Genomic DNA, 15,093 nt, shown 5'->3' on the forward strand with positions numbered 1-15,093 from the left:
TGCGACGCTTTATTGAAGGTAGCAGCGGTCAGGCGGGGCCGCCTGACCAGAGTAGCAAATCGTGACGTGGCGCGTTATGCGCCGGCGGACAGCGCCGACTGGAGCCATTGGCAGAAGTGCCGGGCGAGCGGATTGTGTTCGCTGTCGCGGTGCAGCAGCCACGCCCAGTTGGCGCCGCGCACGCGTTGCTCGGTTAACGGTTGCAGCAGCCCGACGTCGCGCGCATGTTGCGCCAGCAGTTGGCTGACCAACGCGATGCCGAGGCCATTGCAGGCGGCGTCCAGCAGCAGACCAGGATCGGAGAAGTTCAGCCCGCTGTCGCGTTGGCCGACGTGCGCGCCGCCCGCCACCGCCCAGTGGCTCCAGTCCATCTCACGTTCGCCGTGCAAGGTCACGCGCTGCTCCGGCGTCAACGCCAGCAGGCTGGGGTGGCAGGCGGGGTAGAGCCGGTCGGTACAGAGAACCTTGAAGGTGCAGTCCGCCTGCGCACTGAGATCGTCGCGGATCGCCAGATCGATGCTGTCCGTCGCCATATCCGGCGGTTCAAAGCTGGTGAACAGCCACAGATCGATCTGCGGATGTCGCCGGTTGAAATCGCCCAGCCGCGGCGTCAGCCAGTGGCGGGCAAAGGCCGGGGTGGTGTTGACGATCAGCTGGTTGGGTTTGCGGTACTGATCCAAACGGCGAATGCCGACGGCCAGCTGTTGCAGCATCACCTGTGCGGTGCTGAACAGATCGTGGCCGGCGTCGGTCAGCGTTACGCTGCGGCCGGTGCGGAAGAACAGCGGCTGTTCCAGAAACGCTTCGAGGCTGCGGATCTGCTGGCTGATGGCCGATTGGGTCAGGTGCAATTCTTCGGCGGCCTGATGAAAACTGCCCAGGCGCGCCGCCGCTTCGAAACCGCGCAGGGCGCTCAAAGGAGGCCAGTGTTTTAACATTATCGATAAGCCTGTCTAATCAGATATCCACTAAATATATCGTTTGTCGCGGTGGCAGGGGAAGACTAGCATGGGATTCAAGCTCCGGAGCGTAAAGAAACCGGGTAACCATTTGAATTTAAATTAATTTAAAGAGGCCATTTATGGCAACGCGTCGCACCTTTATCAAGCAGCTTTCGGCAGTGGCCGGCGTGGGTTTGGCGGCATCATTGGGCATTCCGTTACACGGTCACGCGAAAGCTGCGCTTAACCCGGTCTGGCGCCTGCCCGACGAAGGGGAACCGCAGCAGCGGGCGTTTCTCGCGTTCGGCGCGCAGCGTGCGATTTGGGGCGGGTTCACGGCGGACGTGCAGGCCGCGCAGGGGCGCATCGCCCGCGCCATCGCCGAGTTTCAGCCACTGACGGTATTTTGCCGCGCGCACGAACGGCAACTGGCGGAAGCGACCTGCGGCAGCCATAACGTCAGCTATGTCGTCACCGAGTTGGATGACATCTGGATGCGCGACATCGGCGCCAATTTCGTCGTCAACGACGCCGGTGCGCTGGGCGCGGTGGATTTCAACTTCAACGGCTGGGGCAATAAACAGCGACATGCCAAGGATGCGCGTCTGGCGGCGTTCGCCGCCAAAAAATACGGCGTCGCTCAACCGCGCCGCAGCGCGCTGGTAGGCGAAGGCGGCGGCATCGAAGTGGATGGGCACGGCACCGGCATCATGACCGAGAGCTGCTGGGTGAATGCGAACCGCAACCGGGGCTGGAGCCGGGAGCGGGTTGAGCGGGAGCTGAAAGCGATGCTCGGCCTGCGCAAAATTATCTGGCTGCCGGGCATTAAAGGCCGGGATATCACCGATGCCCACGTCGATTTTTACGCCCGTTTCGTGCGGCCGGGCGTGGTGGTGGCCAACCTGGATACCGATCCGGCCTCTTATGATCATGCGGTTACCCAGGCGCATCTGGCGATCCTCAAGACAGCGACCGACGCCGATGGCCGCACGTTGCAGGTGCATACGCTTTCGCCGCCGCTGGCACCGCGCGACAGCCGATTCAGCCGCCGCAATCCCGATTTCGCGGCGGGCTACATCAACTATTTCGTGATCAACGGCGCGGTGATCGCCCCTGAATTTGGCGACCCGCAGGCGGATAAGGCGGCGTTTACGCTGCTGTCGGCGCTCTATCCGCAGCGCAAGGTGGTACAGTTGGAGATCGACGCCATCGCCGCCGGCGGCGGCGGCATTCACTGCGTGACCAGCCAACTGCCGGTGCATGGCAAGCCAGAGCAGTGAATGTTCAAAAAATGCGCACGCGGTTGTTTGTCGCCCTAGGCTGTGGTTGGCTGAGTGGAAACATAAGGAGGCCATAATGAACGACTCCCCCTTGAGCATCCCCACTTGGTATCGCGACCCGCACGCAGAGCAGGCCATGGCGGAAGGCCATGCGCCTATCTGGCGGCATCTGCTAACTCTGGTGCCGGAACACGAACTGTCCGGCGTCAGGGTGTTGGATTTCGGCTGCAATCAGGGCGGTTTTCTGCGTCTGTTGCACCAAATCCGGCCATTTCGTGAAGGGCTCGGCGTCGATATCGCCCGCCAGTCCGTCGAACACGCCAACCGCCTGAAAGGAAACCTGCCGATCGGTTATCAAACCGACACGCGGCTGACGGGCTGGGATGACCATTTCGATATCGCCTTCAGCCATGAAGTCATCTACCTGATCGAAGATATCGCGCAGCATGCCGCCGATATGCTGCGGGCGCTGAAGCCGGGCGGCGTTTACTATGCGGTGACCGGTTGCCACACCGACAACCCACTGTGGCCGCAATGGCGCGCAAGGGTAGCTGAACAGACGCATACCGTGGTGCAGGATCGCTCGCTGGACGACTATGCGCGCATTTTCTCCGGCGCGGGGTTCCAGGTTTCTGCCCGCAGGCTGGGTTTTTCCGGCTTCGTACCCTATGAGCCGGACGGTTGGATGCCGAATATCGCGGCGGCGATCGACTACTATTGGCACACCAAAACGGTGTTTCGGCTGGTTAAATCCCCAGAGCCAGTGAGTTAACGCGCCGGGCCGATGCCGTAGCGCAGCAGGGCGACGGCGTGGCGGGCGATATCTTCGGCGTTTAGCTGGCCTTTATCCCGTTCGCGCCGCCATTTGGGCGCGGTGGCCAGCGGCAGCAGCGTGATGCCGAACAGGGTGAAGAACAGCAGGGCAGGCTCGAGATCGGGATTAAGTTTACCCTGCGCCTGCCAGCGCGCGATGGCTTGCAGCGCGATCTGATGGCGTTCATTACCGAAGCGTTCATCCATGCGCTGTTTCAGCACGCCGCTTTCACTCATAACCTCCCGCAGCCACAGCGGGGCGAACCAGGGGTGTTCCAACGCGATGTCGATAAAACGTTGCGCCAGCAGGGTGAAGGCGGTGACGGGATCGTCCGCGTTGGCGTCGAATACTTCGCCGGCCATCTTGCGCACTGGCAGAAAGCGCTCCTCGATCAGCACGTCCAGCAGCTGATCGCGGTTATGAAAGTAGTAGTGCAGCATGGCCGGGGTGACGTTTGCCTCGCGCGCAATGGCGTTCAACGAGGTGTCTACGATCCCCTGGCGGGCAAACAGGTTCAGTGCGGTATCAAGCAAATGCTCGCGTTTGTCAGCCCCTTTGGCACCGCCGCTCGGCCGGCCGGGGCGGCGAGGCTTGGCGGGAGTTTGAACGTTTCGTGCTGTCATCGCGGTGAGATCCATTGACCGGAGAAAAGGATGACTCATATATTAATTATGCGATTAATTAATTACAAGTGAACTGACTCCGATGGAGATAGAAAACCCGACAATCCGGCCCGATCACGGCGGGGCACCAGCCAAGGCGCCTTCGCTCCCGTTGCTGTTTTCCGCGTTGCTGCTGGTGATGCTGCTGGCGGCGCTGGATCAAACCATTGTCTCCACCGCGCTGCCGACCATCGTCGGCGAGTTTGGTGGGCTTGAGAAACTGTCCTGGGTGGTGACGGCCTATCTGCTGTCTTCCACTATCGTGGTGCCGCTGTACGGCAAATTCGGCGATCTTTTCGGCCGCAAGATTGTGCTGCAAATCGCTATTTTGCTGTTTTTGCTTGGGTCGGTACTGTGTGGGCTGGCGCAAAATATGACGCAGCTGATTATGATGCGCGCGCTGCAAGGGTTGGGCGGCGGCGGGCTGTTGGTGGTCACCCTGGCGGTGGTCGGCGACGTGATCCCGCCGGCGGAACGCGGCCGTTATCAGGGGCTGTTCGGCGGGGTATTCGGCCTGGCCACGGTGGTGGGGCCGCTGATCGGCGGCCTGTTGGTGCAGCATTTTTCCTGGCGCTGGATTTTCTACATCAATCTGCCGCTGGGCCTGTTCGCCCTGCTGGTGATTGGCGCAGTGTTTCAGTCGCAGGTTAATCGAGTGCGGCATGAAATCGACGTCCTGGGCGCTGGTTACCTGGCGATGGCGCTCACCTGCATCATCCTGTTCACCAGCCAGGGGGGCACGGTAATGGCCTGGTCGGACGGCCAGCTGTGGTGCATTCTGGCCTTTGGCCTGGTGTCGCTGGGCGGCTTTATCTATGAGGAACGGCTGGCCGCTGAACCGATCATTCCCCTCGGGCTGTTTCGCAACCGCACCTTCGTGCTGTGCGGCCTGATCGGCTTTATCGTCGGCATGTCGCTGTTCGGCTCCGTGACTTTCCTGCCGCTGTATCTGCAGGTGGTGAAAGGCTCGACGCCATCGCAGGCCGGGATGCAGCTGCTGCCGTTGATGGGCGGCATTATGGCCAGCTCGATCATCAGCGGGCGGATCATCAGCAAACGCGGTAAATATCGCCTGTTCCCGATCGTCGGTACCCTGTGCGCGCTGGGGGCCATGACGCTGCTCGGCACTCTGACCAATAACACGCCGGTGCAGCAACTGTATCTGTATCTTTGCCTGCTGGGATTGGGGCTGGGCATGGTGATGCAAGTGATGATTTTGGCGGCGCAAAACAGCGTGGAGCCCCGACATATCGGGGTCGCGACGTCCAGCGCCACGCTGTTCCGCTCTATCGGCGGTTCGATAGGCGTGGCGGTGTTCGGGGCGATTTTCACGCAGGTGTTGCACACCCGTTTGGCGGCGCTGTTGCCGGAAGGCGCGCAGCTGCCGCGCTCGCTCGGCGCAGAAGCGGTGCACCATTTGCCGACGGCGCTGCAGCAGGATTACCTGCAGGCTTTCGGCGGGGCGATCCATTCAGTGTATCAAATTGCCGCCGGGGTGATGGCGCTGGCTTTTGCGCTGACCTGGCTCTTGAAAGACGTGCCGCTGCGGCACAAATAATCGCGATACCGGCTGGCTCAGCCCGACGGACTTTTACCGAATCCTTACGCAACCCTTTCAGAAGCGCATCGCGGCATTCGATATATTGAGAATAGTTATTCTCAATAGGATCGTATTGCAATGCAGAGGAAAACGCTTTTAGCGCTGGGGCTGTCGCTGTCGCTGGCCGCCTGCGATGGGCAAAACGCCGGCGCGCCGACGGGCGCAGGCGGTGAACGGGAGGTCGGCGTGGTCACGCTGCGCGGCCAGTCGGTGACCCTGAGCAGCGAGCTGACCGGCCGGGTCAACGCCACCATGACCTCCGACGTGCGGCCGCAGGTCGATGGCATCATCAAGCAGCGGCTGTTTACCGAAGGGGCCGAGGTGAAAGCCGGGCAGGTATTGTATCAAATTGATCCCGCCAGCTATCAGGCCAGCTACGATCAGGCCGCCGCCCAGTTGAAAAACGCCCAGGCCACGGTGCAATCCACCCGGCTCAAATCGCAGCGCTATGCGGCGCTGGTGAAAGAAAACGGCGTTTCCAAACAGGACGCAGACGACGCTAAAGCCGCGTATCTGCAGGCCGTGGCGTCGGTGGCGCAGTATCAGGCGGCGCTGGAGACGGCGCGCATCAATCTCGGTTATACCCAGGTGCGTGCGCCTATCGCCGGGCGTATCGGCATCTCATCCGTGACGCCGGGCGCGCTGGTCACCGCCAGCCAGACCGATGCGTTGGCCACCATCCGCGCGTTGGATCCGATCTATGTCGATCTGACCCAGTCCAGCGCCCAGATGCTTAAGTTGCGACGCCAGCAGGCGGCGTTACAGCGCGGCGCGGTCACGCCGGTCGCCATCAAGCTGGAAGACGGCACGTCTTATGCCCACGCCGGCAAGCTGGAGTTGACCGAGGTGGCGGTGGATGAGGCCACCGGTTCGGTCACGCTGCGCGCGGTGTTCCCCAACCCCGAACATGAACTGTTGCCCGGCATGTATGTCCACGCCACGGTGGATAACGGCGTCGATTCTAAAGCCATTCTGGCGCCGCAGCAGGGCATCACCCGCAATGCCAAAGGGGAAGCCACCGCGTTGGTGGTGGACGAGCAAAATAAAGTGGCGCAGCGCACCGTCACCGCCGAACGGGTGGTGGGCAGCAACTGGCTGATCGGCAGCGGGCTGAACGAGGGCGATCGCCTGATCGTCGAAGGCACCAGCAAGGTGACGATCGGCGCGGCGGTGAAGCCGGTCGCCGTCTCGCTCGACAAAGCCCAACGCGGGGAGCAGTGATATGGCGCAGTTCTTTATCCGCCGCCCGGTGTTCGCCTGGGTGATCGCCATCATCATCATGCTGTGCGGCCTGATGTCGATCAATTCGTTGCCCATCTCGCAGTACCCGGACGTGTCACCGCCGCAGATTTCCATCTCCGCCACTTATCCGGGCGCGGACGCGGAAACGCTGGAAAACAGCGTCACCCAAGTGATTGAACAGCAGCTCACCGGTCTGGATGGCCTGCTGTATTTCTCTTCGACCAGCAGCTCCAGCGGCTCGGTCAGCATCGACGTCACCTTTGATCAGGGCACCGATCCGGATATCGCGCAGGTGCAGGTGCAAAACAAAGTTCAGCAGGCGGAAAGCCGCTTGCCGAGCGCGGTCACCGCCCAAGGCGTGACGGTCAAGAAATCCCAGAGCAGCTTTCTGCTGATCGTCGGGCTGTATGACGAGACCGACAAGGCGACGATGGCCGATATTTCCGACTATCTGGTCAGCAACCTGCAGGATCCGCTGTCGCGCATCGAGGGCGTGGGGGACGTGCAGGTGTTCGGCTCGGAATACGCGATGCGCATCTGGCTGGATCCGACCAGGCTGGCGAGCTATGCGCTGATGCCTTCCGACGTGCAGACGGCGATCGAGGCGCAAAACACCCAGGTGTCCGCCGGCAAGGTAGGCGATCTGCCGGCCGCCGCCGATCAGCAGCTGACCGCCACGGTGAAGGCGCAGTCGCGGCTGCAAACGCCGGAACAGTTTCGCAATATCATCCTGAAAAGCGACAGCAGCGGCGCGCTGGTACGGCTGGGCGACGTGGCGCGGGTTGAGCTGGGCAACGAAGATTACTCCGCCAGCGCGCACCTCAACGGCCACCCGGCGGCGGGGATCGCGGTCAAGCTGGCGGCGGGGGCCAACGCCCTCAACACCGCCAAGCTGGTGAAGGCCAAGGTGGCGGAATACCAAAGCGCGATGCCGCAGGGTTATAAGGTGGCTTACCCGAAAGACAGCACCGACTTCATCAACATCTCGATCGAGGAGGTGGTGAAAACGCTGTTCGAAGCGGTGGTCCTGGTGGTGGTGGTGATGTTCGTGTTCCTGCAAAACCTGCGCACCACGCTGATCCCGACCATCACCGTGCCGGTGGTGTTGCTGGGCACCTTCGGCGTGCTGGCGGCGTTCGGCTACTCGATCAATACCCTGACGCTGTTCGGCATGGTGTTGGCGATCGGGCTGTTGGTGGACGACGCCATCGTGGTGGTGGAAAACGTCGAACGCGTGATGCGTGAAGATAAACTGCCGCCGCGCGAGGCGACGGAGAAATCGATGCGCGAGATCACCGGCGCGCTGGTCGGCATCGCGCTGGTGCTGTCGGCGGTGTTTCTGCCGATGGCGTTCTTCGGCGGTTCCACCGGGGTGATCTACCGTCAGTTTTCGATCACCGTCGTCTCCTCGATGGTGCTGTCAGTCGTGCTGGCGTTGACCCTGGCGCCGGCGCTGTGCGCCACATTGCTGAAATCGACGCATGAAGAACAGACCGACAAAGGGCTGCTGGGTAAATTCAACCGCGGTTATAACCGGCTGCAGGAGAAGTACGCCGACAAGGTCGGCGGGGTGATCCACCGGCCGACGCGCTATCTGCTGCTGTACGGCCTGCTGCTGATCGCCACCGCCGTGATGTATCTGCGTTTGCCGACCGGTTTCCTGCCCAATGAGGATCAGGGTTCGGTGATGGTGCAGTACACCTTGCCGGCCGGCGCCACCAACGCCCGCACCTCGGCGGTGAGCGAGGCGGTCACCGCCTATTTCCTTGAGCAGGAAAAGGCCAACGTCAGCACCATTTTCACCATCAACGGCTTCGGTTTCAGCGGCAGCGGGCAAAACGCCGGCATGGCGTTCGTCAGCCTCAAAGACTGGAGCCAACGCGGCGGCAGCGAAAACACCGCCGACGCCATCGCCAAACGCGCCATGGCGCACTTCGCCTCGCTGCGCGACGCCCAGGTGTTCTCCATGAGCCCGCCGGCGATCGACGGCTTCGGCCAGTCCGACGGCTTCACCTTCGAACTGCAGGCCAAAGGCGCGACCACCCGCGCCGAGCTGCAGGCGATGCGCGATCAGATCGTCGCCGCCGCCGCCGGCAATCCATCGCTGTTGGCGGTACGCGCCAATACCTTGCCGGACACGCCGCAGCTGCAGGTGGAGATCGACAGCGGCAAACTGCAGGCGCTCGGCCTGAGCGCCGGCGACGTCAACAGCACGCTCAGCAGCGCGTTCGGCAGCACCTACGTCAACGACTTTATCGATCGCAACCGGGTGAAAAAAGTCTATATGCAGGGCGACGTAGCGTATCGCGCCAAACCGGAAGATCTCGACAAATGGTTTGTGCGCGGCACCAACGCGGCGGGCGACAGCAGCATGACGCCGTTCTCCGCTTTTGCTTCCTCACACTGGATCTACGGCCCGGAAAACCTGTCGCGCTATAACGGGCTGTCGTCGTTCGAGATCACCGGGCAGGGCGCCGCCGGCGTCAGTTCCGGCACGGCGATGAGCGAGATGGAGAAACTGGCGGCGAAATTCTCCGCCGGCAGCAGCTATTCCTGGAGCGGGCTCTCCTATCAGGAGCGGCTGACCAGCGGCCAGGCGTCGTCGCTGTACGCCATTTCGCTCATCGTGGTGTTCCTGTGCCTGGCGGCGCTGTATGAGAGCTGGTCGATTCCGTTTGCGGTGATGTTGGTGGTGCCGATGGGCATCGTGGGTTCGCTGTTGGCAATCACGCTGCGCGGGCTGGAGAACGATATCTACTTCCAGGTGGCGCTGCTCACCATCGTCGGTTTGTCGGCGAAAAACGCCATTCTGATCGTCGAGTTCGCCGAGGAAATGCATCAGCGCGGTGAAACGCTGATTGGCGCGGCGGTTCACGCGGCGCGCATGCGCCTGCGGCCGATCCTGATGACCTCACTGGCGTTCACCGCCGGGGTTCTGCCGCTGGCGGTATCCAGCGGCGCCGGCGCCAACAGCCGCATCGCCATCGGTACCGGCATTATCGGCGGTACCCTTACCGCCACCGCATTGGCCATCTTTTTCGTCCCGCTGTTTTATGTGCTGGTGCGCCGCGTGTTTAGCCGCCGCTCCGCCAGCCGGCCGCCACAGGCAGGAGAATAACGTGTTGCAACGAGTCATGATGTTAACTTTGCCGCTGCTGTTGGCTGGCTGTATTTCGCTGGATCCTGATTATCAGCGGCCGACGGCGCCGATAGCGGCAACGCTGCCGCAGGGCGAGGCCGCCGGCAAGCAGGCGTTGAGCTACCCGGACATCGCCTGGCGCGACTATGTGCAGGACGCCAGGTTGCGCCAGGTGGTGGCGATGGGGCTGAGCAGCAGCCGCGATCTGCGCGAGGCGATCGCCAATATCGCGTCGGCGCGCGCGCTGTATGGTGAGCAGCGCGCGGCGCTGTTGCCGACGATCAACGCCACCGCCGACGGCAGTCGCGGGCGTTCGCTGACCGGCAACGGCAATGCCACCGCCATCAGCCAGAGTTACGAAGCGCAGGCCGGCGTCAGCGCCTTTGAGCTGGATCTGTTCGGCAAAAACGCCAGCCTGTCGCGGGCGGCGTTCGAAACTTACCTGGCGAACTCGGAGGCGGCGAAAAGCACCCGCCTGACGCTGATCGCCGATATCGTCACCGACTGGGTGGCGGTGGCGGCCGAGCGCAGCAATCTGGCGGTGGCGCAGCAGACGATGGAAAGCGCCAAACGGTCGCTGGAGGTGACGCGCAAGAACCAGCAGCACGGGATTTCATCGTTGGTTGACGTGGCGTCGGCGGAGACCGTTTATCAACAGGCGCGATCGGACGCCGCCAGCTATGCGACAAGCGCCGCGCAGGCGAAAAACGCGCTGGATTTGGCGGTGGGGCAAAGCGTGCCGGAAAACCTGCTGCCCGGCGGCATCGACGCGCTGGGCGGGATCATGCGCGACCTGCCGGCCGGGGTGTCTTCGCAGGTGCTGCTGACGCGGCCGGACGTGCTGCAGGCCGAGCATAATCTGAAATCCGCCAACGCCAATATCGGCTCGGCGCGGGCGGCGTTCTTCCCGTCGATCAGCCTGACCGCCAGCGGCGGGGTGGGCAGCAGTGAACTCTCGTCGCTGTTCAGCCACGGCGCGGGCGTTTGGTCGTTCGCCCCGAGCATCAGCCTGCCGATTTTCAGCGGCGGCTATAACACGTCGCAACTGAACTACAGCAAAGCGCAGAGAGATCTGTATGTCGCCACCTATGAGAAAGCGGTGCAGACGGCATTTCAGGAAACCGCCGACGCGCTGGCGCGCAAAGCCACGCTGCAGGAACAGCTGGCGGCGCAAACCGGCTATGTGGCGGCGGCGCGGCAATATTATCGTCTGGCCGAACTGCGCTACCGCCAGGGCGTGGACAGCTATCTGACCGTGCTGGACGCGCAGCGCACGCTGTACACGGCGCAGCAGTCGCTGATCGCCGCGCAGCAGACCGCGTACGACAATCAGGCGACCCTGTATAAAGTGTTGGGCGGCGGGGTTGCCGCCGAGCGGCAGGGGGACGGCGTCATCGCCGACAAGACGACGCTCAGCCGCTAACCGTCGACCGCGCGCGCCGGGCGTTTGGCTGTGCGCGGTTTACTTATGGAAAGTGTAAAGAAACGGAAAACCCGGCCGGTGGCCCGAACTCGCCGCGGCGGGCAGAGTCAGACAAATAATTGCATTCACCTTTTCTTCATATCGGCTCGAGGTCGTCATGGCAGAAGACATTCAGCAACAGGTCATCGCGCTTATCGCCGCCTTCAACGCATCAGGCCGGCTGCAGAAGGGCGTGGCCATCACCCCGGAAACCGAGATCAACACCGCGCTCAATCTGTCGTTCAGCGACTCCAACACGTTGATGCGCCGCTACTTCGACACCTTCGGCGTCGACAGCGGCAACTATAACCACGAGCTGTATTTCCAGCCGCCAAGCAATACCGGGCGCTGGTTTTCCCCCTCCGCCTGCAAAGAACACCCCCGGCCGCTGTGCGTGTCGATGCTGGTGCGCTCCGCGCGCGCCAAACGCTGGCTGTACGACATCCATTTCCTGATCGAGCAGCTCCGTTAGCGCCGCGTTACTGCTCCAATACCTCGGCGAACTTAGCCAGCCATTGCGGATGCGCCGGCCAGGCCGGGGCGGTGACCAGATTGCCATCGACGTGCGCCTGATCGATGCCGATCTCCGCATAATGGCCGCCGCCCAGCCGCACCTCCGGCGCGCAGGCCGGGTAGGCGCTGCAGGTGCGGCCTTTCAACACCCCGGCCGCTGCCAGCAGCTGCGGGCCGTGGCAAACGGCGGCGATCGGTTTTTTCGCGGCGTCAAACGCCTGCACCAGCGCGATCACGTCGGGATTCAGGCGCAGGTATTCCGGCGCCCGACCGCCAGGGATCAAGAGCGCATCGTAGTGCTCTTCTTTGGCGGCGGCGAAGTCGGCGTTCAGGGTGAAACGGTGGCCGGGTTTCTCGCTGTAGGTCTGCGCGCCGTCAAAATCGTGGATCGCGGTCTGGATGTAGTCGCCGACGGCTTTGCCGGGGCATACGGCGTCCACCCAATGGCCGATCATCTGCAATGCCTGAAACGGCACCATGGTTTCGTAATCTTCGGCGTAGTCGCCGACCAGCATCAGGATCTTTTTCTTGCTCATGATCACAACTCCTGCAGAAAGGGGAATGCCTAAGGTATAGCCCAGCCCCCCCGGGAATGCGAACCGCAAAGTGCGGTGGAATACACGATAAAAAAGCGTAAAAATTGAGTTGACTTTCTTGGCGAGAATAAAAGCCATAATTATCCAGGCGTTCTCATCAGTAATGAATTTGATTTTCGTTTGTTTCCTATGATAGAAAAACGGCTCCCCACTAAAATGGAAAGGAAATCTGTTAGCACGCTTCATACGAATACATAAGAATTCTGTGATTATTACCATTGCGTAATAATGGAAAGCACTTGTTTAATTTTTTTATTATTTTGAAGGAACAAAAAATGCCTATTTTAAATCGCTGTGCCACAGCTTGCGCACTGGCGCTGAGCCTGCTGGGGACCTCGGTTGCAGCACACGCTGGGGAACAAGAGGAACTTACCCAAAAACTCGATGAGTCGGTAATGACGTATGCTTACTCTAAGAGTAGTAGCGATATGGACACCATTAATGAACTGATAAAAAATGGCGCTCACCCTACTATTCAAACGTTATGGTATGCCGCCTATTACAAACAGCCGGCGCTGCTCGATCGTTTTCTTGATATGTCGGTGAATGTGAATCAAGCCATCAGTGACAATGGAGAAACCGTATTGTTGTCAGCGTTGGGAAATACCGACAAGTCTGAATTATCCGATGATGACCTTCACATTTTACAGAGCTTGCTAAAAGCGGGCGCCAATACCAATGTCATTGCGCAAGGCGGGACTAATACACCGCTTATTGCCGCCGCCCAAAGCCAAGGAGCCGCGCCCGCGTTGGTGAAACTGTTGCTGCAATTTGGTGCGGATGCCAAGCAGGTTACCCCGCAAGGATTCTCACCGATCATGGGGGAAGGGGCGGCTAATCTGGAGGTCATCAAACTGCTGGTAGCCGCCGGTACAGATCCTTATGGCGTCAGCAAGGTAGGATCAACGCCTTTGCACTTTGTTTGCACGCGGGATGCTTCCCAGGACGGCCAGCCGGACCCGCAAGCGGCGCAGCGTATCGCCTTGTTGCATAAACCCGGAACCTCTATCGATGCTCAACCGCCCCAGCAACAGGCCTGGCCTGTTGGCACACCGCTGCTGGAAAGCCTGACCAGCAATAATCCTGACTGCGTCAAGGCGTTGTTGGCTGCGGGTGCCGATAAAGATGCGCTGGCTTTCCCGGCAGAGTATGTGGCAGCAGATCCAAGCGTAAAAGGTAAAACGGTTCGTCAGAATATACTCGGGGCGGCAGAAAAATATCCCGACCTGTATTCGCCGGAAATCGTGGCCTTGTTTCAAAAATAGGTGAAACGAAAAAGGGGGCTTTCGCCCCCTGATAAAATGGCCCGCTCGCAGGCCAAATAAGCCGGTATCAACCTGGGTAGATGCCGCGCTCTTTACGTGCGGTCAGGATGCGCTCACAGGCCACGATGTAAGCGGCGGTGCGCAGGCTGCACTCTTTCTCGGCCGCCTTGTTCCAGACGTGGACCATCGCGTCGGTCATGATCTTGTCCATACGCTCGTTGATCTCGGACTCGCTCCAGAAGTAGCTCGCCATGTCCTGCACCCACTCGAAGTAACTGACCGTTACGCCGCCGGCGTTACAGATAACGTCCGGAACCACGGTGATGTTACGGGAACGCAGAATGTCGTCCGCTTCCGGGAAGGTTGGGCCGTTAGCCCCTTCCAGCACCAGTTTGGCGCTGAGGATTTCAGCGCGCTGACGGGTGATCTGGCCTTCCAGCGCCGCAGGGATCAGGATGTCCATGTCGACCGACCAGAACGCTTCGCTCTCGATCTCGCTGGCGCCAGGGAAGCCGGCGATCTGCTTGTGCTTGGCCTGGTATTCGGTCAGCGCCACCAGGTCAATGCCGTCGGCGTTGAACAGGGTAGCGGAGTGGTCCTGGATGGTGACGACGCGCGCGCCGACGCCGACGAACAGACGGGCCGCTTCGCTGCCCACGTTACCGAAGCCTTGTACCGCCACTTTGGCGCCTTCGATCTGCACGCCCAGACGCTTGGCCACTTCGCTGCCGGTGACGAACACGCCGCGGCCGGTCGCTTTCTCACGGCCCAGGGAGCCGCCGAGGTGGATGGGTTTGCCGGTGACCACGCCGGTGATGGTGGTGCCGTGGTTCATGGAGTAGGTGTCCATCATCCAGGCCATCACTTTGGCGTTGGTGCCGACGTCCGGCGCAGGAATGTCTTTCTGTGGCCCGATGATGAAGCCGATTTCACTGGTGTAGCGGCGGGTCAGTCGCTCCAGTTCACCTTCAGACAGTTTGAACGGGTCGACGCGGATGCCGCCCTTGGCGCCGCCGTACGGCAGGTTGACCGCGGCACACTTGATGGTCATCCAGGCGGACAGGGCCATCACTTCGTTCAGATCGACGTCAGGGTGGAAGCGGATGCCGCCTTTGCCCGGCCCACGCGACAGGTTGTGTTGTACGCGGAAACCTTCGAAGTGACGGATGGTGCCATCGTCCATCTGCAGCGGGATATCGACAATCAAAGCGCGCTTAGGGTGACGCAGCGTATCAACCCAGCGTGACAGGTCGCCGAGGTAAGGGGCGACGCGATCGATTTGTTGCAGATATGTAGCCCAAGCGGTGGTGCTGCTGTCTGAAGCGTAGGATAGCTTTTCCATAACCAACCTTTATATATTAGAGGTATTTATTTCGTTTAACCGTGGATTAGCAAGCGCATAACACTTTGCGACGCTAAATTTACCACTAATTATGCCGGTTGTTAGCCCCCCTCTCATCGGGCCAGCGGACGGTTTTTCGCCGCCTGCAGAGCGGTAAATGAATAGTTAATTACTTTTTGTCGACGGTGAGCGATCACATGCATAATTTATGCATATAAAGCGCATAAAAACCCTTTT

At 61.0% G+C, this 15,093-nt stretch carries 12 protein-coding genes; 8 read left to right on the top strand and 4 right to left on the bottom strand.

The annotated features are described in order from the left end of the window. Nucleotides 1–74: 74 nt before the first annotated feature. Nucleotides 75–938 carry a LysR substrate-binding domain-containing protein gene (locus ACJ8KE_RS05765; RefSeq protein ID WP_016927672.1) on the bottom strand — a complete coding sequence of 288 codons (864 nt, stop codon included), beginning with the start codon at nt 936–938 and terminating at the stop codon, nt 75–77. A gap of 143 nt (nt 939–1,081) precedes the next feature. On the opposite strand from ACJ8KE_RS05765, the gene ACJ8KE_RS05770 reads away from it, so the two are divergent. Together ACJ8KE_RS05770 and ACJ8KE_RS05775 are read left to right on the top strand one after the other, a co-directional pair. Then, the gene (locus tag ACJ8KE_RS05770; protein WP_110147016.1) at nt 1,082–2,221 is read left to right on the top strand and encodes an agmatine deiminase family protein; all 1,140 of its coding nucleotides are present in this window, start codon (nt 1,082–1,084) and stop codon (nt 2,219–2,221) included. A 76-nt stretch (nt 2,222–2,297) separates the two neighbouring features. After that, nucleotides 2,298–2,993, top strand: a complete 696-nt coding sequence (locus tag ACJ8KE_RS05775; protein WP_048797238.1) for a class I SAM-dependent methyltransferase — start codon at nt 2,298–2,300, stop codon at nt 2,991–2,993. Here the strand turns inward: ACJ8KE_RS05775 and ACJ8KE_RS05780 are convergent. Further along, nucleotides 2,990–3,658 carry a TetR/AcrR family transcriptional regulator gene (locus ACJ8KE_RS05780; RefSeq protein WP_228009708.1) on the bottom strand — a complete coding sequence of 223 codons (669 nt, stop codon included), beginning with the start codon at nt 3,656–3,658 and terminating at the stop codon, nt 2,990–2,992. The two genes, ACJ8KE_RS05775 and ACJ8KE_RS05780, sit on opposite strands and share 4 nt — an antisense overlap. 82 nt (nt 3,659–3,740) lie before the next feature. Between ACJ8KE_RS05780 and ACJ8KE_RS05785 the strand changes: the two genes are divergently transcribed. The 5 genes from ACJ8KE_RS05785 to ACJ8KE_RS05805 all read left to right on the top strand — a co-directional run bounded on the left by ACJ8KE_RS05785 (nt 3,741) and on the right by ACJ8KE_RS05805 (nt 11,612). Next, a complete protein-coding gene (locus tag ACJ8KE_RS05785) occupies nt 3,741–5,255 on the top strand; it encodes an MDR family MFS transporter (protein ID WP_060445131.1) in 1,515 nt (504 codons plus the stop codon). Nucleotides 5,256–5,375: 120 nt separating this feature from the next. Then, a complete protein-coding gene (locus ACJ8KE_RS05790; RefSeq protein WP_016927677.1) occupies nt 5,376–6,518 on the top strand; it encodes an efflux RND transporter periplasmic adaptor subunit in 1,143 nt (380 codons plus the stop codon). A gap of 1 nt (nt 6,519) precedes the next feature. Beyond that, the gene (locus tag ACJ8KE_RS05795; protein ID WP_305178891.1) at nt 6,520–9,657 is read left to right on the top strand and encodes an efflux RND transporter permease subunit; all 3,138 of its coding nucleotides are present in this window, start codon (nt 6,520–6,522) and stop codon (nt 9,655–9,657) included. Between the two features lies 1 nt (nt 9,658). After that, nucleotides 9,659–11,101 carry an efflux transporter outer membrane subunit gene (locus tag ACJ8KE_RS05800; RefSeq protein WP_028127431.1) on the top strand — a complete coding sequence of 481 codons (1,443 nt, stop codon included), beginning with the start codon at nt 9,659–9,661 and terminating at the stop codon, nt 11,099–11,101. 157 nt (nt 11,102–11,258) lie between these two features. After that, nucleotides 11,259–11,612, top strand: a complete 354-nt coding sequence (locus tag ACJ8KE_RS05805) for a DUF1493 family protein (protein WP_016927680.1) — start codon at nt 11,259–11,261, stop codon at nt 11,610–11,612. A gap of 7 nt (nt 11,613–11,619) precedes the next feature. Here ACJ8KE_RS05805 and ACJ8KE_RS05810 read toward each other — a convergent pair whose 3' ends face one another. After that, a complete protein-coding gene (locus ACJ8KE_RS05810; protein WP_004937978.1) occupies nt 11,620–12,189 on the bottom strand; it encodes a DJ-1/PfpI family protein in 570 nt (189 codons plus the stop codon). 299 nt (nt 12,190–12,488) lie between these two features. Here ACJ8KE_RS05810 and ACJ8KE_RS05815 point away from each other — a divergent pair, with 299 nt between their 5' ends. Continuing rightward, a complete protein-coding gene (locus ACJ8KE_RS05815) occupies nt 12,489–13,514 on the top strand; it encodes an ankyrin repeat domain-containing protein (RefSeq protein WP_261105198.1) in 1,026 nt (341 codons plus the stop codon). Between the two features lie 67 nt (nt 13,515–13,581). On the opposite strand, the gene ACJ8KE_RS05820 is transcribed toward ACJ8KE_RS05815, so the two are convergent. Beyond that, nucleotides 13,582–14,856, bottom strand: coding sequence for a Glu/Leu/Phe/Val family dehydrogenase (locus tag ACJ8KE_RS05820; RefSeq protein WP_025302877.1), 1,275 nt, complete (start codon nt 14,854–14,856; stop codon nt 13,582–13,584). Between the last annotated feature and the right edge of the window lie 237 nt (nt 14,857–15,093).

This window comes from Serratia sp. CY56464 (assembly GCF_052168435.1).
Lineage (GTDB): Bacteria > Pseudomonadota > Gammaproteobacteria > Enterobacterales > Enterobacteriaceae > Serratia > Serratia marcescens.